The organism is Pseudomonas sp. SWI7, assembly GCF_006351945.1.
GTDB lineage: Bacteria > Pseudomonadota > Gammaproteobacteria > Pseudomonadales > Pseudomonadaceae > Aquipseudomonas > Aquipseudomonas fulva.
Window position 1 is genome coordinate 236,659 of sequence record NZ_CP040930.1, and the last position, 21,444, is coordinate 258,102.

Annotated in this window: 21 protein-coding genes; 10 read left to right on the forward strand and 11 right to left on the reverse strand. The window is 62.9% G+C overall.

From position 1 onward, the window contains the following. The first annotated feature begins 6 nt into the window (after nucleotides 1–6). Genes FH041_RS01135 through FH041_RS01145 form a run of 3 tightly spaced genes read left to right on the forward strand, consistent with a single transcriptional unit; the run spans nucleotide 7 to nucleotide 2,386 of the window. Complete coding sequence (locus FH041_RS01135) at nucleotides 7–786, forward strand: 5-oxoprolinase subunit PxpA (RefSeq protein ID WP_059183716.1); 780 nt, start codon at nucleotides 7–9, stop codon at nucleotides 784–786. Then, entirely contained in the window at nucleotides 783–1,469 is a 687-nt protein-coding gene (gene pxpB, locus FH041_RS01140) for a 5-oxoprolinase subunit PxpB (RefSeq protein WP_088523807.1), read from the forward strand. Before FH041_RS01135 ends, pxpB begins: the two co-directional genes overlap by 4 nt. Next, nucleotides 1,466–2,386 (forward strand): biotin-dependent carboxyltransferase family protein, encoded by a 921-nt coding sequence (locus FH041_RS01145; RefSeq protein WP_028686828.1) that lies wholly within the window; start codon nucleotides 1,466–1,468, stop codon nucleotides 2,384–2,386. The genes pxpB and FH041_RS01145 overlap by 4 nt, the downstream gene beginning before the upstream one ends. 22 nt (nucleotides 2,387–2,408) lie before the next feature. On the opposite strand, the gene FH041_RS01150 is transcribed toward FH041_RS01145, so the two are convergent. The 3 genes from FH041_RS01150 to FH041_RS01160 form a co-directional block, all read right to left on the reverse strand. Then, complete coding sequence (locus tag FH041_RS01150) at nucleotides 2,409–3,587, reverse strand: VWA domain-containing protein (RefSeq protein ID WP_023534905.1); 1,179 nt, start codon at nucleotides 3,585–3,587, stop codon at nucleotides 2,409–2,411. Nucleotides 3,588–3,600: 13 nt separating this feature from the next. Next, nucleotides 3,601–4,446, reverse strand: a complete 846-nt coding sequence (locus FH041_RS01155) for a MoxR family ATPase (RefSeq protein ID WP_023534935.1) — start codon at nucleotides 4,444–4,446, stop codon at nucleotides 3,601–3,603. Between the two features lie 194 nt (nucleotides 4,447–4,640). Continuing rightward, nucleotides 4,641–5,714, reverse strand: a complete 1,074-nt coding sequence (locus tag FH041_RS01160) for a DUF748 domain-containing protein (RefSeq protein ID WP_027915830.1) — start codon at nucleotides 5,712–5,714, stop codon at nucleotides 4,641–4,643. A 132-nt stretch (nucleotides 5,715–5,846) separates the two neighbouring features. Here FH041_RS01160 and cysK point away from each other — a divergent pair, with 132 nt between their 5' ends. After that, on the forward strand, nucleotides 5,847–6,821 hold the full coding sequence (gene cysK / locus FH041_RS01165) for a cysteine synthase A (RefSeq protein ID WP_027915831.1): 975 nt from the start codon (nucleotides 5,847–5,849) through the stop codon (nucleotides 6,819–6,821). Between the two features lie 172 nt (nucleotides 6,822–6,993). After that, complete coding sequence (locus FH041_RS01170; RefSeq protein ID WP_088523804.1) at nucleotides 6,994–7,929, forward strand: aspartyl/asparaginyl beta-hydroxylase domain-containing protein; 936 nt, start codon at nucleotides 6,994–6,996, stop codon at nucleotides 7,927–7,929. Nucleotides 7,930–7,971: 42 nt separating this feature from the next. On the opposite strand, the gene FH041_RS01175 is transcribed toward FH041_RS01170, so the two are convergent. The 3 genes from FH041_RS01175 to FH041_RS01185 form a co-directional block, all read right to left on the reverse strand. After that, a complete protein-coding gene (locus FH041_RS01175; RefSeq protein WP_027915833.1) occupies nucleotides 7,972–8,436 on the reverse strand; it encodes a DUF4265 domain-containing protein in 465 nt (154 codons plus the stop codon). Beyond that, nucleotides 8,433–9,320, reverse strand: a complete 888-nt coding sequence (locus FH041_RS01180) for a DMT family transporter (RefSeq protein WP_027915834.1) — start codon at nucleotides 9,318–9,320, stop codon at nucleotides 8,433–8,435. Before FH041_RS01180 ends, FH041_RS01175 begins: the two co-directional genes overlap by 4 nt. A gap of 107 nt (nucleotides 9,321–9,427) precedes the next feature. Then, complete coding sequence (locus FH041_RS01185; protein WP_028686825.1) at nucleotides 9,428–10,291, reverse strand: DUF6279 family lipoprotein; 864 nt, start codon at nucleotides 10,289–10,291, stop codon at nucleotides 9,428–9,430. 163 nt (nucleotides 10,292–10,454) lie between these two features. Between FH041_RS01185 and FH041_RS01190 the strand changes: the two genes are divergently transcribed. Next, nucleotides 10,455–11,291 (forward strand): S1 RNA-binding domain-containing protein, encoded by an 837-nt coding sequence (locus tag FH041_RS01190; RefSeq protein ID WP_027915836.1) that lies wholly within the window; start codon nucleotides 10,455–10,457, stop codon nucleotides 11,289–11,291. Here FH041_RS01190 and FH041_RS01195 read toward each other — a convergent pair whose 3' ends face one another. Continuing rightward, nucleotides 11,292–11,672, reverse strand: a complete 381-nt coding sequence (locus tag FH041_RS01195) for a hypothetical protein (protein WP_023534906.1) — start codon at nucleotides 11,670–11,672, stop codon at nucleotides 11,292–11,294. Nucleotides 11,673–11,880: 208 nt separating this feature from the next. Between FH041_RS01195 and FH041_RS01200 the strand changes: the two genes are divergently transcribed. Both FH041_RS01200 and FH041_RS01205 read left to right on the forward strand, forming a co-directional pair. Further along, complete coding sequence (locus FH041_RS01200) at nucleotides 11,881–12,066, forward strand: CsbD family protein (protein ID WP_049695592.1); 186 nt, start codon at nucleotides 11,881–11,883, stop codon at nucleotides 12,064–12,066. 157 nt (nucleotides 12,067–12,223) lie between these two features. Beyond that, nucleotides 12,224–13,183 (forward strand): YihY/virulence factor BrkB family protein, encoded by a 960-nt coding sequence (locus tag FH041_RS01205; protein ID WP_027915838.1) that lies wholly within the window; start codon nucleotides 12,224–12,226, stop codon nucleotides 13,181–13,183. On the opposite strand, the gene FH041_RS01210 is transcribed toward FH041_RS01205, so the two are convergent. Together FH041_RS01210 and FH041_RS01215 are read right to left on the reverse strand one after the other, a co-directional pair. Then, entirely contained in the window at nucleotides 13,170–13,559 is a 390-nt protein-coding gene (locus tag FH041_RS01210) for a GNAT family N-acetyltransferase (RefSeq protein WP_081728229.1), read from the reverse strand. The two genes, FH041_RS01205 and FH041_RS01210, sit on opposite strands and share 14 nt — an antisense overlap. A 62-nt stretch (nucleotides 13,560–13,621) precedes the next feature. Next, nucleotides 13,622–14,092 carry a MaoC family dehydratase gene (locus FH041_RS01215; protein ID WP_088523802.1) on the reverse strand — a complete coding sequence of 157 codons (471 nt, stop codon included), beginning with the start codon at nucleotides 14,090–14,092 and terminating at the stop codon, nucleotides 13,622–13,624. Between the two features lie 297 nt (nucleotides 14,093–14,389). Between FH041_RS01215 and fadD2 the strand changes: the two genes are divergently transcribed. Further along, nucleotides 14,390–16,078, forward strand: coding sequence for a long-chain-fatty-acid--CoA ligase FadD2 (fadD2, locus tag FH041_RS01220; protein ID WP_027915841.1), 1,689 nt, complete (start codon nucleotides 14,390–14,392; stop codon nucleotides 16,076–16,078). 293 nt (nucleotides 16,079–16,371) lie between these two features. After that, nucleotides 16,372–18,069 (forward strand): long-chain-fatty-acid--CoA ligase FadD1, encoded by a 1,698-nt coding sequence (fadD1, locus tag FH041_RS01225; protein ID WP_027915842.1) that lies wholly within the window; start codon nucleotides 16,372–16,374, stop codon nucleotides 18,067–18,069. A 75-nt stretch (nucleotides 18,070–18,144) separates the two neighbouring features. Here fadD1 and FH041_RS01230 read toward each other — a convergent pair whose 3' ends face one another. Both FH041_RS01230 and FH041_RS01235 read right to left on the reverse strand, forming a co-directional pair. Continuing rightward, on the reverse strand, nucleotides 18,145–19,452 hold the full coding sequence (locus FH041_RS01230; protein WP_027915843.1) for an FAD-binding oxidoreductase: 1,308 nt from the start codon (nucleotides 19,450–19,452) through the stop codon (nucleotides 18,145–18,147). A gap of 25 nt (nucleotides 19,453–19,477) precedes the next feature. After that, a complete protein-coding gene (locus FH041_RS01235) occupies nucleotides 19,478–20,842 on the reverse strand; it encodes a glutamine synthetase family protein (protein ID WP_059183721.1) in 1,365 nt (454 codons plus the stop codon). Between the last annotated feature and the right edge of the window lie 602 nt (nucleotides 20,843–21,444).

Below are 21,444 nucleotides of genomic sequence, written 5' to 3' on the forward strand. Positions count from 1 at the left end.
AGGCACATGGATAACGACAAGGGGTACACCGTGGTGCAACGCCTGCTACTCAATTGCGACATGGGCGAAAGCTTCGGCAGCTGGCGCATGGGCCTGGATGCCGAGGTCATGCCTTACATCGACTGTGCCAATATCGCCTGTGGCTATCATGCCGGCGACCCCGGCATCATGCGCCGCACCGTGACGTTGGCCCTGGCTCACGACGTCACCGTGGGCGCGCACCCGGCCTACCCGGATTTGGTCGGCTTCGGCCGGCGCAGCCTGGCGTGCAGTGCCGAAGAAATCCGCGACTTGCTGCACTACCAGATCGGCGCGCTCGATGGCATCTGCAAGGCGCTGGGCACACGCGTCGCCTACGTGAAACCCCACGGTGCGTTGTACAACGACATGATGGCCGACCCGCTGATCCTGCGCACGGTGCTGGAGGCCGTGGCGGCCTATGACAGTGGCCTGCCGCTGATGCTCATGGCCACGGCCGACGATGCGGCCGCCCAGGCGCTGGGCGCTGAAATCGGCGTACCGCTCTGGTTCGAGGCGTTCGCCGATCGGGCCTACACCGCCAGCGGCCACCTGGTGTCGCGACGCCTGCCGGGCGCCGTGCACCACGACCCGGCCCAGGTGGTGGAGCAAGCCGTGAAGCTGGCCCACGGTCACGCATTGCTGGCCAGCGATGGCACTGCGTTGCTGCTCAAGGCCCATACGCTCTGCGTGCATGGGGACAACGACAGCTCGGTGGCGGCAGTTCGGCAGATTCGCCAGGCGCTTGATGGGATCGTATCAGCATGACCCCGCGCATCGAAGTGGTCGGTATCGATTGTCTGATGGTGCGCCTGTTCGAGCGCATCGAGGAAGCCAACATGCCCTGGGTGCTTGCCGCCAGCCAGCGCTTGCAAGCAGCGTTCGGTGCGCACTTGCGCGACCTGGTGCCGTCCTACACCACCCTGATGGTGCATTTCGACCTGGCGCCGGCCGATGCACGCTGCCTGATCAGGCAAGCCCTTGAAGGGCTACAGCCTGGCACTGACAGCAGCGGCTGTCGGCACGAGATACCGGTGTGGTACCACGCCAGCGTCGGTCCGGAGTTGCCCGTGCTAGCGCGTCAGGCAGGCCTGAGCGAAGCTGAGGTCGTGCGCTTGCACAGCGAACGTGACTACCCGGTGTTCGCCCTGGGGTTCGCGCCAGGTTTCGCGTTCATGGGGCTGGTGGACGAACGGCTGGCCACCCCGAGGCTAAGCACCCCGCGCAAGCAGGTGGCAGCGGGCAGTGTCGGGATTGCCGAGCGCCAGACCGCCGCCTACCCGGCCGTTTCACCCGGTGGTTGGAACCTGATCGGACGGACGCCGGTACGGTTGTTCGACCGTGAGCGCGACGGCTACAGCCTGCTGCAACCGGGTGACCGCGTCCGTTTCGTAGCGGTGACGCGGCAGGAATTTCTGGCGTTGGGCGGTGATGAAGAGGCACAGGCATGAAGCACTTGCGAGTCGAGGCCAGCACACCGCTGTGTGCATTACAGGATGCGGGTCGCTTTGGCGTGAGGCACCTTGGGGTCACCCAGGGCGGTGCTCTGGATTGGGTCGCGATGCACTGGGCCAACTGGTTGCTGGGCAATGCCCTGCAGGCTCCCGTCGTAGAGGTTGCCTTGGGTGGGTTCAGCGTGGTGGCGCAGCATGATTGCGTGCTGGCGCTGGCCGGGGCCGACTTGGACGCGCACATCGACGATCAATACCTGGCCCCTTGGCGCAGCTTCACCCTGACCAAGGGGCAGCGCCTTACTCTCCGGCAACCCCGGCGGGGCGTACGCGCTTACCTGGCTGCACCGGGCGGTTTCGATGCCGAGCCTGTGATGGGCAGTTGTGCCACGGTCGTGCGTGAGGGGCTGGGCGGAGTCGATGGCCAGGGGAGTGTGTTGCGTGAAGGTCAATGCTTGAGTTTTGCCGGTGCAGCGAAACCGATCGGCGAAGTGCCTGATCGGGCGCGCCCTGAATATGTTGCCAAGCCCACCTTGGACCTGGTGATCGGCGCGCAGATCGGCGACTTTGCCGGCCTCAGCCTGTTCGATGCCTTCAACCGCGACTGGACACTGGATACCCGTGCCGACCGCATGGGTATACGCCTGCTTGGCCCACCTCTGGTTTACCAAGGCCCGGCCATGATCTCCGAGGGCATTCCCCTTGGCGCCGTCCAGGTCCCGCCCGACGGGCAGCCGATCGTGTTGCTCAATGACCGCCAGACCATCGGCGGTTATCCCCGCCTGGGGGCGCTGACGCCGCTGGCACTGGCACAACTGGCACAGTGCATGCCAGGCGCGACGGTGCGGTTCCGACCGGTAGTGCAGGAGCAGGCATGGCGGGAGCAGCAGGGGTACTTGGAACGCTGGCGAGCATAGAAGGGCGCTTATCCTGGCTGCCTCACTTCGACAAATACCGCATCCCATCCTCCAACCCCTGCAAGGTCAGCGGATACATCCGGTCCTCGATCAGTTCACGCACCAGATGGGTTGAGGCGGTGTAGTCCCAGGCCTGGCGGGGGTATGGGTTGATCCAGATGACCTTGCGGAACTTGGCCATGATGCGCTGCATCCAGACATACCCGGCTTCCTCGTTCCAGTGCTCCACGCTGCCGCCCGGCTGGGTGATTTCGTAAGGGGCCATGGCAGCGTCCCCGACGAACACCACCTTGTAGTCGTCGCCGTACTTGTGCAGCAGGTCGAAGGTGGAATAACGCTCCGACGTGCGGCGCAAGTTGTTCTTCCACACCGTCTCATACACACAGTTGTGAAAGTAGTAGTACTCCAGGTGCTTGAATTCGGTCCTGCATGCCGAGAACAGCTCCTCGCAGACCCTGACATGGGCATCCATCGAGCCACCGATGTCGAACAGCAGCAGCAATTTCACCGTGTTGCGCCGCTCCGGGCGCATCTGGATGTTCAGCAGCCCCGCATCGCGCGCGGTATGGTCGATGGTGCCATCGATGTCCAGCTCTTCGGCAGCGCCTTGGCGAGCGAACTTGCGCAGGCGCCGCAGGGCCAGCTTGATGTTGCGTGTACCCAGCTCCACCTGATCGTCCAGGTTCTTGTACTCGCGCTGGTCCCAGACCTTCACCGCCTTGCCCTGGCGCTCGCCAGCGTCGCCCACGCGGATCCCTTCGGGGTTGAACCCACCCGAGCCGAACGGGCTGGTGCCTCCGGTGCCAATCCACTTGTTGCCGCCTGCGTGGCGCTCCTTTTGCTCCTGCAGGCGCTGCTTGAACGCCTCGATCAGCTTGTCCAGCCCGCCCAGGGACTGGATCTGCGCGCGCTCCTCGGCGGTCAGAGAGCGCTCGAATTCCTTGCGCAACCAGTCCTCGGGGATCAACGCCTCGATGTGACGATCCAGGTTCTCCAGGCCCTTGAAGTAAGCGGCGAAGGCTCGGTCGAACTTGTCGAAATGGCGTTCGTCCTTCACCAGGATGGCGCGGGCCAGGTAGTAGAATTCGTCCATGTCGGCGAACACCACGTGCCGTTGCAAGGCATGGTGCAAGTCGAGCAGTTCGCGCACCGACACCGGCACCTTCGCCGCGCGCATTTCGTTGAACAGGTTGAGCAACATGGCCCAGGCTCCCTCAGCGGTTGCCGCGCCGGCTCATGAAGGCCAGGCGCTCGAGCAGTTGCACATCCTGCTCATTTTTCACCAGCGCCCCGGCCAGCGGAGGGATGGCCTTGGTTGGGTCGCGCTCGCGCAGTACCGCTTCGCCAATGTTGTCGGCCATCAACAGCTTCAACCAGTCGACCAGTTCGGACGTCGAAGGCTTTTTCTTCAGGCCCGGTACCTTGCGCACGTCGAAGAACACATCCAGCGCCTCGCTGACCAGCGACTGGCTGATGTTGGGGTAGTGCACGTCCACGATGCGCTGCAGCGTGGCCCGGTCGGGGAAGGCGATGTAGTGGAAGAAGCAGCGGCGCAGGAAAGCGTCCGGCAGCTCCTTTTCGTTGTTGGACGTGATGATGATGATCGGGCGCTGCCTGGCCTTGATGGTCTCGTCGATTTCGTAGACGTAGAACTCCATTTTGTCGAGTTCCTGCAACAGGTCGTTGGGGAATTCGATATCGGCCTTGTCGATCTCGTCGATCAGCAGGATCACCCGTTCCTGGGCCTCGAAGGCTTCCCACAGCTTGCCTTTCTTGAGGTAGTTGCGTACGTCGTGCACCTTGTCCACACCCAGCTGGGAGTCGCGCAGGCGGCTCACGGCATCGTATTCGTACAAGCCCTGGTGAGCCTTGGTGGTGGACTTGATGTGCCAGGTAATCAGGCGCGCCCCGAACGAAGCTGCCAGCTGCTCGGCCAGCATGGTCTTGCCAGTACCGGGCTCACCTTTGACCAATAGCGGGCGCTCAAGGGTGATGGCCGCATTGACGGCCAGTTTCAGGTCGTCCGTGGCGACATAGTCACCCGTGCCTTCGAACTTCATTGGGTCTTTCCTCTGCTTGGGCTTGCGGGCCACGCGCAGCCAGCCTGCTAGGCCAGACCTTGGTGGGGTGGGCGACAGGCTGGTCTCAAGTGGCCAACACAGGGTGTGTGATGGTGGCCCGACTATAACGCGGGGGTACGACGACTGAAAACGCAGACCGAGTATTCAGTCCCCGAATGCCTCGTCACCGCGCCTTAGTCGGAATCCGGCGCGCTGCGCTCGTAGCGCGCACTGAACGCCTGCACGAAACCATTGCGCAGGATCTGCAGGAATGCCTCGAATGCGCTGATGTTCTGCCTGCGCACGCTGCCACTGAGCTCAACGCGCGTGGCGAACTGGTTTTTCGGCTGGTTCTTGAGCACGGTTTCGGTGGCACCCACCAGCGCCTCCCACACCGAGCGGAACAGGCCCTTGTCCTTGTCCTCCACGTCCTGTTGCCAGTCGAACACCTCGACGTCGCGCAGCAGGGGCTTGATGTAGCCGTTCAGGCGGCCGTTGGTCGCCTCGGCCTCGATGACCACATCGCCATGACCCGCCTTGAAGTCGAACTTGCCATAGGCGCTGGCAAAGTCGTTGAGTCGGCGCAGCTCGATACCGGTGGCACGCAGGCGGAACTCGAAGTCGTCGAAGTCGCTGAACGGATCGAAGGTGGCACGGCTCTCGACCTTGGCATCGCCTGCGACCAGGGCACGGGCTTCGAAGCTGGCGTCGCGCCGGCCGGCTTCGTCACGGATGTTTGTGAGGTTGCGAACGCTGGCCTGCAACTGCGTCGCCTTGAGCGTGACCGGGGGCTTGGAGTTGAAGTTGCGGAAGGTCAGCACCCCGTCGTCGATTACCACTTCGTTGAGCGTGATGGGCAGCAGCTTGTCCAGTTGCTGACGCCAGTCAGTGCCCTGGCCGGTCTGGGAGTTCTGCTTGTCGCCGCCATCGACGAAGTTCAGCTCCGGGCGCAGGAACGCCACTTCGGCCACCACGGCGCGGTCGTACCACAGCGAATGCCAGCTGACCGAGATGTCGATCACCGGGGCGTCGAGGAAGGGCACCGGCACCTTGCCTGTGGTCTTGACGATCTTCAGCCCGTTGACGGTATAGGCGCCGCGCCACCAGGCCAGGTCCACATCGCTGACCTGCCCACGGTAGTCGCCCATGTCGGCCAGCTTTTCATTGAGGTAGTCGCGCACCAGGTAGGGCAGGGCAAGCTGCAAGGCCACCAGCAGCACGATGAGGCTGCCCAGGGCGATCAGCGGCCAGCGATAGCGGGCTCTCATGGCAGTTCTCCAAGGCAAGGTGTGTGGTTGACCGCAGGGGCTGCGCCGGAGTTCGAACAGGCTTTACGGGCCTTGGGGCCGGGGCTTACCCTTGGGCCTTTCCGAGTTCTTCATCATGCCAAGGACCCTGCCATGAGCCGTATATACGCAGACAATGCCCACTCCATCGGCAACACGCCCCTGGTGCAGATCAACCGCCTCGCGCCGCGCGGCGTGACCATCCTGGCCAAGATCGAAGGGCGCAACCCAGGGTATTCGGTCAAATGCCGCATCGGCGCGAACATGGTCTGGGACGCCGAGAGCAGCGGCAAGCTCAAGCCCGGCATGACCATCGTCGAACCCACCTCGGGCAACACCGGCATCGGCCTTGCCTTCGTCGCTGCCGCCCGGGGTTACAAGCTCATGCTGACCATGCCGGCCTCCATGAGCCTGGAGCGGCGCAAGGTGCTCAAGGCCCTTGGCGCCGAACTGGTGCTCACCGAACCTGCCAAGGGCATGAAGGGCGCCATCGAGAAAGCCAACGAAATCGTCGCCTCCAACCCCGAGCAGTACTTCATGCCCGGGCAGTTCGAAAACCCTGCCAACCCGGCCATCCATGAAAAGACCACGGGCCCTGAGATCTGGAACGATACCGATGGCGCCGTGGATGTGATCGTTGCTGGTGTCGGCACCGGCGGCACCATCACCGGTATCTCGCGCTACATCAAGCACACCCAGGGCAAGGCGATCACCTCGGTGGCGGTCGAGCCCATCGGCTCGCCGCTGATCACCCAGACCCTGGCAGGCGAGGCGCTCACGCCCACGCCGCACAAGATCCAGGGCATCGGCGCGGGCTTCGTGCCGAAGAACCTCGACCTGTCGATCGTCGATCAGGTCATGACGGTGGGCGATGACGAAGCCAAGTCCATGGCGATCCGCCTGATGCAGGAAGAAGGCATCCTGTGTGGTATTTCCTGCGGTGCCGCCATGGCCGCTGCCGTGCGCCTTGCAGAAAAGCCGGAAATGCAGGGCAAGACCCTCGTGGTGATTCTGCCCGACTCAGGCGAGCGGTACCTGTCCAGCATGCTGTTCAGCGACCTGTTCAGCGAGCAGGAAACCCAGCAATAACCTGCCTTGGCGGTGACCCGAAGCAATACCTGGCGGCGGGGTTCATTGCACAATCTTCATCCGTCTCGTTGCGCCCAGGTGGTTTGTGCCTGGGCGCGATAGGTTTATGATGCCCGGATGATTTTCCCCGGATCAGGCAGCGCTGGCCTGTGTCCCGCCCTAGGAGTGTTGCATGACCGTTTCCTTCCTCGCCAAGGCAGGTGTGCTGCTGGTGTTCTTCGGCAGCGTGCTGTTCGTCCACCTGCGCGGCAAGGCCCGCCTGCCCGTGTTGCGCCAGTTCGTCAACCATTCGGCGCTGTTCGCCCCCTACAATGCGTTGATGTACCTGTTCTCGGGCGTGCCGTCCAAGCCGTACCTGGACCGCCAACGCTTCCCGGAGCTGGACGTGCTCAAGGACAACTGGCAGGAAATTCGCGAGGAGGCCCTGCGCCTGTTCGACGAGGGTTATATCCGGGCAGCCGAAAAGGACAACGATGCCGGTTTCGGTTCGTTCTTCAAGAAAGGCTGGAAGCGCTTCTACCTGAAGTGGTACGACAAACCCCTGCCGTCTGCCGAAGCGCTGTGCCCGCGAACCGTCGAGCTGGTCAGCAGCATCCCCAACGTCAAGGGCGCGATGTTCGCCCTGTTGCCCGGCGGCAGCCACCTGAACCCGCACCGTGATCCGTTTGCAGGTTCCCTGCGTTATCACCTGGGCCTCTCGACCCCCAACTCCGATGCCTGCCGCATTTATGTGGACGGCCAGCCCTATGCCTGGCGCGATGGCCAGGACGTGATGTTCGACGAAACCTACGTGCACTGGGTCAAGAATGAGACCGAGGTCACCCGTGTGATCCTGTTCTGCGACGTGGAGCGTCCTTTGAACAGCCCAATCATGACCCGCCTCAACCGCAAGGTCAGCGCATTTCTGGGCCGCGCCACCGCGCCACAGAATACCGACGATGAACGCGTGGGCGGGATCAACCAGGCTTATGCCTGGAGCAAGCGGTTCAGCAACAAGCTGAGCACGCGCGTCAAGCAGTTCAAGCGTGCCAACCCCAAGGCATACCGCGTGTTGCGACCGATTCTGGCCGTCGTCGTAGCCTATCTGCTGTACCGCTGGTTGTTCTGACGACGCCCTCGACCGGGAGGGGCGCCTGCAAGGCAGTCGCCTTTATCCCTGGCGAAACTCGTGGGCAACGCAGTGGCGCAGTACGCCTTCCTCGAAGTCCAGAAAACCCGCTTCACGCTGGGTGATCAGGTAATACAGCAGGGTGTCGAGCGTTCGTGCCGGTGGGATGGCGATCGCCAGCATCTTCACCGCAGGTTCGCTTTCACAGGTGCACCCGAATTCCACCAAGGCTTCGCTGACCTGCTCCAGTGTCTCGGGCGGCTTGACCCGAACCCGGAACACCGAGCTGCCACTGCTGCGCAGCAAACGGGCGAACCAGTGCTGGCCAGCCTCTTCATGGGTGCAGATCACGTCACCTGGGGCGATGCCGTAGACATGAAACGGGATGTTGTCGATCACGTAACCGTCTTCGACGGCCTTGGCCCATAGCCCTTCCACCGATGCCGGCGGATAGCCATTGGCGTCCTGCTGCAGCGGGAACAGCACTTTTTTGTAGACGCTGTTCATGCAGCGCCCCGGCGCCGTGCCGGGCGCAGGACCAGCCACAAAGCCACGCCGATCAGCAGGCCGCCGTACAGGTGGGCCATCGACAACGGCTCATTCAGCAGCCAGGCTCCCCACAGCACGCCGAACACGGGGATCATGAAGGTCACGGTACTGGCTTTGACCGGGCCGATTTCGGCCAGTAGGCGGAAGTACAGGATGTAGGCGAACGCCGTGCACAACAGGCCAAGCCCCACCAGCGAGCCCCAGACCGGCCAGCCGCCCCAGCTGGCCGGTGGCTGGGTAAGCACGCTCCAGGCGAACAACGGGGTAAGCAGCAGGGTCGCACCGAGCATGCTGCCCAGGGCCGACAGGCGGCTGTCCAGGCCGCTGACCCAGCGGCGGGCCAGGTAGCCGGCAAACCCATAGCAGGTCGTGGCCGCCAGGCACGCCAGGGCGCCTTGCAAGAGGGCTGCATCCAGGGCAACAGGCCCCGCGCCGCTCAGGATACCCACGCCGAACAGGCCCAGGAAAATGCCGCTCAACTTGGCCAACGTCATGGGTTCCTTGAAGAACAACACGCCGATCAGCACGCCCATCAAAGGGGTCGTGGCATTGAAGATGGCCGAATAACCGGCCGGCAGCACCTGGGCTGCCACCGAGTAGAAGGTGGCCGGAATGCCCGAGTTGATCATGCCCAGCACCAGGCAGGCGCCTAACTTACCCTGGAAATCCCAGCGTACGCGCGCTGCGCCCAGCAGCGCGATCAAGCCCAGGCAGGCGATGGAGACACGGAAGAAGGCCGTTGGCACGGTGCCCAGTACAGGGGCGATGATGCGCATGAACAGAAAGCTCGCGCCCCATACGGCAGCAAGGGTCAGCAGGCGGGCTAGGGCGGTGGGGCTCACGACGGTCTCCGGGGGCTTGGCAGGGGCGCGAGTGTACGTCAGCAGGCCGGCGGATTCTTGCGCTTTCTTGCCCAGCGAAGTTCAGTCAGTGTCCTGCCATAGCCTGTTCAAGCCCCGCGCAGGCACTTCAAGGCGCTGAAGTCGCTGCGCACCTTGGTCAGCCGATCCAGCAGCACCTGGCGCTGGGCGGGAGTGCTCTGCTGCATCAGGTCCACCACCAGGCTGCGTGCTTGCTGCTCGGTGTTCTGGAAGGCCCGGCGATAGTCGGCCGTCCATAGGCTTTCCTTGTTCTGCAGCAAGGTCGCGACCCGTGCCGGGAAGCCTGACTCGTGCCGTTGTTCCACCGCCAACAGCAGTTGCTGCTGCCAATGGGCCCGGTTGCGTATCCACTCGCTGTTCTGGTCACCCAACGCGCGGGACCAGGCGCCAACCCGTTGCCGCTGTGTCTCGGTCAGCTCGCCGAACCAAGGCTTGAGGCGTTTTTCCATGCGCTCGGCGCGCTCGCTGATCTGGCGGGGCAGGGGCGTATCGACATATTCTTTGCGCCGCTCGGCAATATCGTCACGAAACGCATCGCGCATCTCCGCCACCTGCGCATCGCTCATGCCTTGCAGCAACTCGGTGGCCGACGGCGTGATTTCGGCCGCGACCCGGCCAATCGCCTCGCGGGCCTCCTCGGTGCGCTGCTGCAGCGCCTGGTCGGTGACTTGGTTATCGGCCACCATGGTGCGCAGGCGGTCCAGCCAGTCGAGGTAGCCGGGCAGTTGCGTCTGGCAGTGCCACGCCAGGTGCTGCCTGAGGCGATCATCGAGCAGGGTTTTCTGCTCGCGGTTCATGTCCAGGTAGTCGCCCAGCGACCAGGGCACCAGGCGATCGAGGTTGCGATAGGCCAGGTCGATGCGGCTGCAGGCGCCCAGCATCAGGGCGAAACCCAGGCAGATCGACAGGACTTTGAGCAGGCGTGCAGGCATGTGCGGGTCCTTGCAGTGGCAGCCAAGGGGTAGACGCAGCACGAGACCTGCGGTTCCACCGGATGGCACGTGGAAGCGTGAGCGGCGATGAACCGACCGCAGGCTTTGACACCAGGGCGGGTCTATCCGGAAAATAGCCGCCTTGACTTGAGGATGTTCGAAAATGGCTCTGCTTGGGCGTTACAACAGTTTGCAAATTGTTAAGCACGTGGACTTTGGCCTGTACCTGGACGGCGGTGCCGACGGGGAAATCCTGCTGCCGTCCCGTTACATTCCCAAGGGTGCCGAGACCGAAGTCGATGACTGGCTGAACGTGTTCGTCTACCTCGATAGCGAAGACCAGCTGATCGCCACCACCGAGAAGCCCAAGGTGCAGGTGGGCGAGTTCGCCAGCCTCAAGGTCAAGGACATCAACGGTGCGGGTATCTTCCTGGATTGGGGCCTGTCCAAGGACCTGCTGATGCCCTATTCCGAAGAAGCACGGCCGCTGAAGATCGGTGACTACTGCGTGGTGCACGTGTACCTGGACAAGCGCACCCGCCGCATCACCGCCACCTCGCGCCTGGACCGTTACCTCGACACCACGCCTGCAGACTACAAACCTGGCCAGCCGGTTGAGCTGCTGGTGGCCGGCGAAACGCCGATGGGGTTCAAGGCCATCATCAACAACCGTCACTGGGGCTTGATTCACAAGAACGAGGTGTTCAAGTTCCTGCGCTCAGGCATGCACGAGCAGGGTTACATCAAGGAAGTGCGGGCCGACGGCAAGGTTTCGCTCAGCTTGCAGCCGGTGGGCGCTGCGCTGTCCGACAGCTTGCAGGAGCAGATCATGGCGCGCCTTGACGCCGAGGGTGGGGTGTTGCCTGTTTCGGACAAGAGCGACCCTGCCTTGATCAGCAAGCTGTTCAATGTCAGCAAGGGCAATTTCAAGAAGGCCATTGGCGGGCTGTTCAAGCAGGGCCGCATCGTCATCCATGACGACCGGATCGAGAAAGCCTGATCAGCCCTGCACGAAGGTGTTGAAGTCCAGCTGATCGCCACCGGGGCGCGTGTCGCGCAGCAACGAGTCGCGGTCAGCGCTCAGGGCCAGGCTGATGGTGGAGCGACGCTTGCCAGGGTTGCGCACTTCCATCTGCTCTTGGTGGGCCCGCAGGAAGTTGATCGGCACCTTCAGGTGCTGAAGTTCATCGGTCAGCGGGGTATGCAGCAGCAGGTTGACCCAGTCGGGCTGGCCTTTGCGAAGCAAGGCCACCGGGACCTCGAACCACCACAGGTTGCGCTTGGGGTCGAGAATGGCGAACAGCGTATTGGCACTGGTCAGCACCGGGCGCGCCAGTGCGCTGTTGCGTCGGGCGATGGCAGCGGGTTTGTCGAGTTTCATGCAGGTTCCTGCGGGTCGAAGCCTTCAAAGGCCGCATTGTGAGGGGTGGCACCTTGGCGGGCAAGGTTTCAGGCCCTGATCCCCGCATTTACGCCTACGCCTTTCAACTGTTTGGCTTGTTGACGCAAATTTCTTGAAACTCCTGTGCAAGCGGCTGGGTCAACCTTCTGTCGGCACGATACGCGTGCTACATCACAGGAGTTTTGCCATGAGCGGTACTGGAGACAAAATTAAAGGTATGGCCAACGAGGCAATGGGCAACATCAAGCAAGGTGTTGGCAACCTCACTGACAACGAAAAACTCAAAGGCGAAGGCAAGGCCCAGGAAATCAAGGGCGAAGGCCAGCAGGTCAAAGGCGACGTGAAAAACAAGGTCGACGACCTGACCAAGTAATGATTCACGCCTGCCGAGCCGTCCTCTGCGCTTCGAAGCAGGGGACGGTAACCGGCAGAAATATTCAAAGCCGTTGCATGACTACCGGGAGCAGCACCCCAAGCGCAGGGTCTATTAGACTGAACGTCAGATCGATCAAGCGGCGAAAGGAGACGCTATGATTTTTTCCGCCTTGCAGGGCTTACCCTTGCACCGCGTATTGGTGCGCACCGTCAACGAATTCCTCGATGACGAGATGTCTACTTATGCTTCGGCATTGGCCTACCAGGCCCTTTTCTCGTTATTCCCCTTCCTGTTGTTTCTCATTGCCCTGATCGGTTTCCTGCACCTGCCAGACTTCTTTTCCTGGCTGCGCTTGCAGTCAGAACTGGTCTTGCCGCCCCAGGCCCTTGAGCAGGTCAACCCTGTCATCGACCAATTGCAGCAGTCCAAGGGTGGCTTGCTGTCGGTGGGTATCGTCATTGCCCTGTGGACGGCCTCGGCCGGCGTGCGCCTGATGATGAGCGCCATGAACGCGGCCTATGATGTACCAGAAGGGCGCCCGGTCTGGAAACGCATCCCGCTGTCGGTGCTGTACACCATCGGGTTGGCAGGCATGCTGCTGGCGGCCGCTGCGCTGATGGTGCTGGGCCCGCAGGTCATGGAGTGGATCGCGGCGCAGATTGGCATGGAAGAGTTCATCGTCACCCTGTGGACCATTCTTCGCTGGCCGGTGATCGTGATTCTGCTGATGGTCGCGGTCGCGGTGATCTACTACGTCATGCCCGATGTGGAGCAGAAATTTCGCTTCATCACCCCGGGCTCGGTGCTGGCGGTCGTGGTGTGGATCATCGCGTCGCTGGGCTTTGCCTACTACGTGAAGACGTTCGCAGACTACAACGCCATGTACGGCAGCATCGGGGCGATCATCGTACTGCTGCTGTACTTCTACATCTCGGCTGCTGTGCTGTTGCTGGGCGCAGAGATGAACGCGGTGATCGAGCACATGTCGGCCGAGGGCAAGGACCCAGGCGAAAAAGACTTCGATGGCACCCGCGACGACGAGAAGCCCAAGGTATTGGGCAAGGAACGCCCCGGTGCTGATGAAGCGGCGGGCGTTGAACCTACCCCGCGCTGACCTGCCCCGGTTGGGCGGTGCGCTCCAGCGCTATCAAGGCCTTGCTGCGTTGATAGCGCTGGAACTTGTCATGCAGCGACCGGGGTAGCGCTCCAGCCGGCGCGAACCCCTGGCGTCCGTAATAGAGGGCGAGCGATGGATGGCAAAACAACCATGTGCTGGCGCAGGCGTTCTCCAGGGCCGCTGCGACCAATTGCTCACCCACGCCTTCCGAGCGCCGATCAGGCGCCACCAACAGCCCCGTCAACCACTGACCACCGTCCACCTCGCTGAGGGACAACCCAGCAATGATGCCCGGCGACCTGGCCACCCAAAACGTGCCCTGCGCAGGGGCGCGCATGCGCGAGCCCTGTTGGCGATAGAAGTGGTCGAGCAGCCGCCGTTCCGGGGCTGAAAGCCGGGTGCAGTGCACTGGCGGCCATGACTGCACGACGGTGCTCAGCTGGCCACGAAGTTCGGCGGGGAAACCAGTTCGACGGTTTGCTGCTTGCGCGGTGCCAGGATCTCGGCTTCACCCTCGACGACCAGTTCGTTGTGCTGGTTGTACACGTTGGTGGCGATACGCACTTTGAACTTGGGCAGTTTTTCCAGGATTTCCAGGCGCACCGTCAGGGTGTCGCCGATCTTGACCGGCTTCTGGAAGCTCATCTGCTGGCCCAGGTAGATGGTACCAGGGCCTGGTAACGTGCAGGCCACCGCCGCACTGATCAACGCGCCGCTGAACATGCCATGGGCAATGCGCTCGCGGAACATGCTCTTGGCCGCGAACTCGGCATCCAGGTGCACCGGGTTGTGATCGCCGGACATGGCGGCGAACAGCTGGATGTCGCGCTCCTCGACCAACTTCGTGTATTCGGCTTTCTGGCCGACTTCAAGGGTTTCGTAGGGCGTGTTGCTGAGCTGGGACATCAGGGCTTCCTTAAGCAGTACAGGTCGGATGCCGGTCGCACGCAGGGCGTCGGCCAGACGGGTGAGACGCTTGCCGGGGTCGCCCGGATCACATTCTGCGCCCACGTCAGTGTACCCACAGTCGAGCAAATTGCAGGAAGGGCACAAATAAGATTCACAATGTTAATGGCAGGCGCTGACGGCTGGGCCGTGCCTGGCTTACCTGCTAACGTCGAATCAACGCCTGTGCATCGCCTGCGCGCAGGCACTCGGACTAATCAGGACGCAGTGCAGGTCCCGGCAGAGGAACAACAATAAATGCAAGCCGACTTCTGGAATGACAAGCGCCCGGCGGGCGTGCCGTCCACCTTGGACATGCAAGCCTACGCGTCTGTGGTCGAGGTGTTCGAACGCTCCTGCAAGCGCTTTGCCGATCGCCCGGCCTTCAGCAACCTGGGCGTGACCTTGACCTACGCCGACCTCGATCGCCTGTCGGCTGCCTTCGCCAGCTGGCTGCAGCAACATACCGACCTCAAGCCGGGCGACCGCATCGCGGTGCAGATGCCCAACGTGCTCCAGTACCCCATCGCGGTGTTCGGCGCCATGCGCGCAGGGCTGATCGTGGTCAACACCAATCCGCTGTACACCGAGCGCGAAATGCGGCACCAGTTCAAGGACAGTGGTACCCGGGCGCTGGTGTACATGAACCTGTTCGGCAAGCGTGTGCAGACGGTCCTGCCCGATACCGGTATTGAGTACCTGATCGAAGCGAAGATGGGCGACATGCTGCCCACGCTCAAGGGCTGGCTGGTCAACACCGTGGTCGACAAGGTCAAGAAGATGGTGCCGGCCTATGCGCTGCCCCAGGCTGTGTCGTTCAAGCAGGTGCTGCGCCAGGGCCGCGGTGGCGTGCCCCAGCCTGTGCCCTTGGGCCTGGGTGACATCGCCGTGCTGCAGTACACCGGCGGCACGACGGGGCTGGCCAAGGGCGCAATGCTCACCCACGGCAACCTGGTGGCGAACATGCTGCAGGTGCTGGCGTGCTTCTCCCAACATGGGCCGGACGGGCAGAAGCTGCTCAAGGATGGCGAAGAGGTGATGATCGCGCCGTTACCGCTCTACCACATCTATGCTTTCACTGCGAACTGCATGTGCATGATGGTCACCGGCAACCACAACGTATTGATCACCAACCCGCGGGACATACCTGGCTTCATCAAGGAGCTGGGCAAGTGGCGGTTTTCTGCGTTGCTGGGCCTCAACACCCTGTTCGTCGCGCTGATGGACCACCCCGGCTTCCGCCAGCTCGATTTCTCCGCACTCAAGGTCACCAATTCCGGCGGCACCGCCCTGGTCAAGGCCACGGCAGAGCGCTGGGAACAGCTGACAGGCTGCCGCATCGTCGAAGGGTACGGCCTGACCGAAACGTCCCCCGTGGCCAGCACCAACCCCTATGGCACGCTGGCGCGGCTGGGCACGGTGGGCATCCCGGTGGTGGGCACGGCCTTCAAGGTGATCGACGCCGACGGTAACGAGCTGGCGTTGGGGGAACCCGGCGAGCTGTGCATCAAAGGCCCGCAGGTCATGAAGGGCTACTGGCAGCAACCCGAGGCCACGGCCGAGGCACTGGACGCCGAAGGCTGGTTCAAGACCGGTGACATTGCCGTGATCGACCCGGACGGCTTTACCCGCATCGTCGACCGCAAGAAGGACATGATCATCGTGTCTGGCTTCAACGTATACCCCAACGAAGTCGAAGAGGTGGTGATGGGCCATCCCAAGGTGGCCAACTGTGCCGCCATCGGCGTGCCGGACGAACGTTCCGGCGAAGCGGTGAAGCTGTTCGTGGTGCCGCGCGAGGGTGGTGTGGATGTCGAGGAGCTCAAGGCCTACTGCAAGGCCAACCTCACCGGCTACAAGGTGCCCAAGCACATCGTGCTGCGCGAGGCGCTGCCGATGACGCCCGTGGGCAAGATCCTGCGGCGCGAACTGCGCGACGCCAGCTAGATCGGTAGCCTGCGGTGAGAACGTGGTGCCGTGCGCCAGGGCCTCTGGCACGGCACATCCTGCTGGACGCCCAGGGTAAATTAAGTCAAATACTCTAAACGTGACCCGAAGAATTCTTTGAGTCACTTTTGTGACTGTCAAGCCCGCTTTGGGCTCTAGTAGACCCTCGGCAAAGCTGCTACTCTCGGCCCGCTTTCAGATGATCTGGTTTGCATCAGGCCGTCATCTCATATCAATAATAAACGCCTCGACGCGTGAAACGAACTTCGCTGTTGCTGAAGGAGTGGGCTTGCATGATCGACCATTTTTGGAAGGACAAGTATCCGGCCGGTATCGCGGCGCAGATCGATCCCGACGAATTCCCCAACATCCAGGCGGTACTCAAGCAATCCTGCCAGCGCTTCGCCGACAAACCGGCCTTCAGCAACCTGGGCAAGACCCTCACTTACGGTGAGTTGTATACCCTGTCCGGTGCCTTTGCCGCCTGGTTGCAGCAGCATACCGACCTAAAGCCCGGTGACCGTATCGCGGTGCAGTTGCCTAATGTGCTGCAGTACCCAGTGGCGGTGTTCGGTGCCATGCGCGCCGGCTTGATCGTCGTGAACACCAACCCGCTGTACACCGCCCGGGAAATGGAGCACCAGTTCAAGGACTCCGGCGCCAAGGCGTTGGTGTGTCTGGCGAACATGGCGCACCTGGCCGAGAAGGTGGTGCCCAAGACCCAGGTCAAGCACATCATCGTCACCGAGGTGGCAGACCTGCTGCCCCCGCTCAAGCGGCTGCTGATCAACAGCGTGATCAAGTACGTCAAGAAGATGGTGCCGGCCTATCACCTGCCCAGCGCCGTGCGCTTCAACGATGCCCTGGCCCTGGGCAAGGGCCAGCCGGTGACCGAGGCCAACCCGCAGGCCGATGACGTGGCCGTGTTGCAATACACCGGCGGTACCACCGGTGTGGCCAAAGGCGCCATGCTGACTCACCGCAACCTGGTGGCCAACATGCTGCAGTGCCGGGCGCTGATGGGCTCGAACCTGCAGGAAGGGTGCGAGATCCTCATCACCCCGCTGCCGCTATACCACATCTACGCCTTCACCTTCCATTGCATGGCCATGATGCTGATCGGCAACCACAACGTGCTGATCAGCAACCCCCGCGACCTGTCCGCCATGGTCAAGGAGCTGGGCAAGTGGAAGTTCACGGGCTTCGTGGGCCTCAATACGCTGTTCGTGGCGCTGTGCAACAGCGATGCGTTCCGCGCCCTGGACTTCTCGGCCTTGAAGATCACCCTGTCCGGCGGCATGGCGCTGCAACTGAGCGTTGCCGAGCGTTGGCGTACGGTGACCGGTTGCGCCATCTGCGAAGGATACGGCATGACCGAAACCAGCCCGGTGGCCGCCGTGAACCCGGCGCAGGCCAACCAGGTGGGCACCATTGGCATTCCGGTGCCGTCCACGCTGTGCAAGATCGTCGACGACGCCGGCAACGAGCTGCCCTTGGGCGAAGTGGGCGAACTCTGCGTCAAGGGCCCTCAGGTGATGAAAGGCTACTGGCAGCGCGAGGAGGCCACCGCCGAGATTCTCGACAGCGACGGCTGGCTCAAGACCGGCGACATCGCCCTGATCCAGCCCGACGGCTACATGCGTATCGTCGACCGCAAGAAGGACATGATTCTGGTGTCCGGCTTCAACGTCTATCCCAATGAACTCGAAGACGTGCTGGCGGCGGTGCCCGGCGTGTCGCAGTGTGCGGCCATCGGCATTCCGGATGAGAAATCCGGCGAGCTCATCAAGGTCTTCGTCGTGGTCAAACCCGGTATGACCGTGACCAAGGAGCAGGTGATGGAGCACATGCGTGCCAACCTCACCGGGTACAAGGTGCCGCGTCAGGTCGAGTTTCGCGACACCTTGCCGACCACCAATGTCGGCAAGATCCTGCGCCGCGAACTGCGTGACGAAGAGCTCAAGAAGCTCAACCTCAAGAAAAGCGCCTGACCTGGCGTGCACCGCCCGCAATCGCCTTGCAGCCCTTTTGATGAGGCCGCGCAGGGCGATTGACGGGCCTGGGCTTCAGCGCAGTTTTTCCAGCATCTGGTAGTACCACATGCCCGCCGCCAAGAGCGGGTTGCCCAACACGTCCCCCATCGGCACACGCACATGCTTGCACTGGGCGAAGGTGTCGAATTTCTCCAGCGTGCCCGTCAGGGCTTGCGCCATGATTTCGCCCATGATGTGACTGGTGGCGATGCCGTGCCCGGAATACCCTTGGCAGTACCAGACATGGTCCGAAAGCTTGCCCACTTGGGGAATCCGGTTGACCACGATGCCCATGGCGCAGCTCCACTGGAACGCGATGGGCACGCCCTTCAAGGCTGGGAAGGTGCGCTCGATGCAGGGGCGCAGTTCAGCTTCGATATCCCGCGAGTCACGCCCTGAGTAGTTGGCGCCGCCGCCGAACAGCAGGCGCTTGTCGGCCGTCAGGCGGTAGTAGTCCAGCACGAACCGGCAATCGTAGACGGCCAGGTCATGCGGGTTGATCTGCGCTGCCAGCTCGCCCAGTGGCGCCGTGGTGACGATGCCGCCCATGGCCGGGAATATCTTGCCCTTGAGCTGGCGCTTTTCCAGCTTGTGGTAGACATCGCCCGCCAGCATGACTTGGCGCGCGTCTACACGCCCATGGGCCGTCACCACGGCAGGGCGGGCGCCGTGGATGATTTCCAGCACTTCGGTCTGCTCGAAGATCAGCGCGCCCAGGCCGTGGGCGGCGCGGGCTTCGCCCAGGCACAGGTTCAGCGGGTGCAGGTGCAGGTTGCGACGGTTCTTGAGGGCGCCCAGATACAGGGGGCTTTGCAGGTGCTCGGCCATCGCCTGGCGGTCGAGCAGTTCGACCTGATCCCCCATGCCATAGCGCTGTGCCTGGGCCTCGAAAGCCCGTAGCTCGTCCAGGTGCGAGGGCTTCATGGCCGCGTGCAGGTGACCGTGCTTGAGGTCGCAGTCGATGCCATAGCGGGCCACCCGTTGCTCGATGATCTGGTGGCCCCGCCAGCGCAGGTGCCAGATGAAATCGTCCACGTCGCTGCCCAGCCGCTTGCGCATCTGTGCACGCATGGCCTCGTCCCCCGACAGGCTGCCGGTCACTTGCCCGCCATTGCGCCCGCTGGCGCCCCAGCCCACCCGGTTGGCCTCGACCACCGCGACCTTCAGGCCGCGTTCGGCCAGCTCCACAGCCGTTGCCAAGCCGGTGAAGCCCGCGCCGATGATTGCCACGTCCACCTGTACGGTGCCCTTGAGCTGGGGGTAGGTGGTGGGGTCGTTGAGGGTGGCGGTGTAGTAGGACGGTGCACGTTGCGCCGGGTCTTTGTTGACTGCTGCGTTCATGGGTAATCCTTGTTCTGTATGGGGCTCAGGCCTGGTGCAGGTACCAGCGCCAGTCCTGTTCGCTGACTTCGGCCATGAATTGACGGTACTCGGCGCGCTTGACCTTCAGGTACACGCCAAGAAACGCATCGCCCAATGCATCGCGGGCCCAAGTGGACTGCTCCAGGGCCTGCAGCGCGGTGAGCCAGTCAGTTGGCAGGTGTTCGGTCGCCTGGGCATAACCGTTGCCCTGAATCGGCGCGCCTGGGTCGAGCTGATCACGTATGCCGGTGTGACTGGCGGCCAAAATGGCGGCGGCAGCCAGATACGGGTTGGCGTCGGCCCCGCAGATACGGTGCTCTACATGCCGGCTGTTGGCCGGTCCGCCCGGCACCCGCAGGCTGACTGTGCGGTTGTCCACGCCCCAGGTGGGCGACAGGGGCGCGTAGCTGTTGGCCTGGAAGCGGCGGAAGGAGTTGGCGTTGGGGCAAAACAGCAGCAGCGACTCGTGCAGGTGCTGCAACATGCCGGCCACTGCCTGGCGCAGCAGCGGTGTGCCGGCCGGGTCTTTGCTGGCGAACAGGTTACGGCCGGCGCTGTCGGCCAGGCTCAGGTGCATGTGCATGCCAGTGCCGGCCAGGTGGCCGAACGGCTTGGCCATGAAGCAGGCCTGCATGCCGTGGGCGTGGGCGACGCCTTTGACCAAGCGCTTGTAGCGTACCGCCTGATCCATCGCCTGCAGCGCATCACCGTGTTCGAGGGTGATTTCCACCTGGCCTGGGGCGTATTCCGAAATGGCCGTGCGCGCGGGTATGCCTTGCGCCTTGCAGGCTGCGTACAGGTCTGCCAGGAACGGCTCGATCTGCTCCAGCTCCCGCAGCCCATACACCTGAGTGCTGCGAGGGCGTCCGCCGTCCCGGTCGAGCGCCGGCTGTGGATGGCCGTGGGCATCGCGCTGCTGGTCGAGCAGGTAGAACTCCAGTTCGCAGGCCATCACGGGGTGATAACCATCGGCCTTCAGGGCGTCGACGGTGCGCAACAGTACATGACGAGGGTCGGCCACGCTGGCAGGCAGGCCTTGGCGCGGGTGCATGCTCACTTGCAGCGCTGCGGTCGGCACCCGGCGCCAGGGCAGGCGAACCAGGCTGCCATCGAGTGGGTAGGCGCGGCAATCGATGTCGCCGACATCCCAGACCAGGCCCGAATCTTCCACGTCGTCGCCGTTTACGGTAAGGCCGAGAATGGTGCTGGGTAATGGCCGACCGGTCTGGTATACGGCCAGCAGTTCATCACGGTGCAGCAGCTTGCCGCGTGGCACGCCGTTGGCGTCGAGGATGAACAGTTCGAACAGATCGATATCGGGGTTGGCGGCCAGGAACTGGCTGGCCTGATCCACAGGTGCAAAGTGCATAATCATTCGCTCGCGAACGCTCAGGCCTCTGCCTGTGCAGGCGGCCTGGCTGGGTCAAACGGCCCTACGCAGGCCGGGTGAGGTCATGCAGGCATGAGCGAGGTGTCGGGCGGGCGGGCGTGACGGCAGTGCCACAATGCCCAGAAGGCGAGGATGACATGCACCAGCGGATTCTCGCCGCACAGCGTCTGGGGCTTCGACGGCGAAGGGCGTTTGGACGATGGTGGGCTGGGCAGGGCGGGAATCATGCATTCGATACTCACATGTCGGTTGTGGAGAATTAAAGTAGTGAATGGCAACCTTTGCATCGGGATTGGCTAAACATTTGCCTGGGGCGCAAATGGTTAGGGTCCAGTGCTCAGTGGTCGAGCTCGCTATCTGCGCACCCACGAACCTTGCCGTATCATTGCCGTTGCCGTTGCCGTTGCCGTTGCCGTTGCCGTTGCCGTTGCCGTTGCCGTTGCCGTTGCTTTGGTTTTTGCTTTTGCTTCTAAGCGCGCGGTAGTCCAGGCAACACAGATCGCGACTTCAGGAGGCCGAGCGCAGGGCTTGCGGAGGGAGGTGACGGGCATGGATGCCCGTCAAGCGCTGGGCCCCAGGAT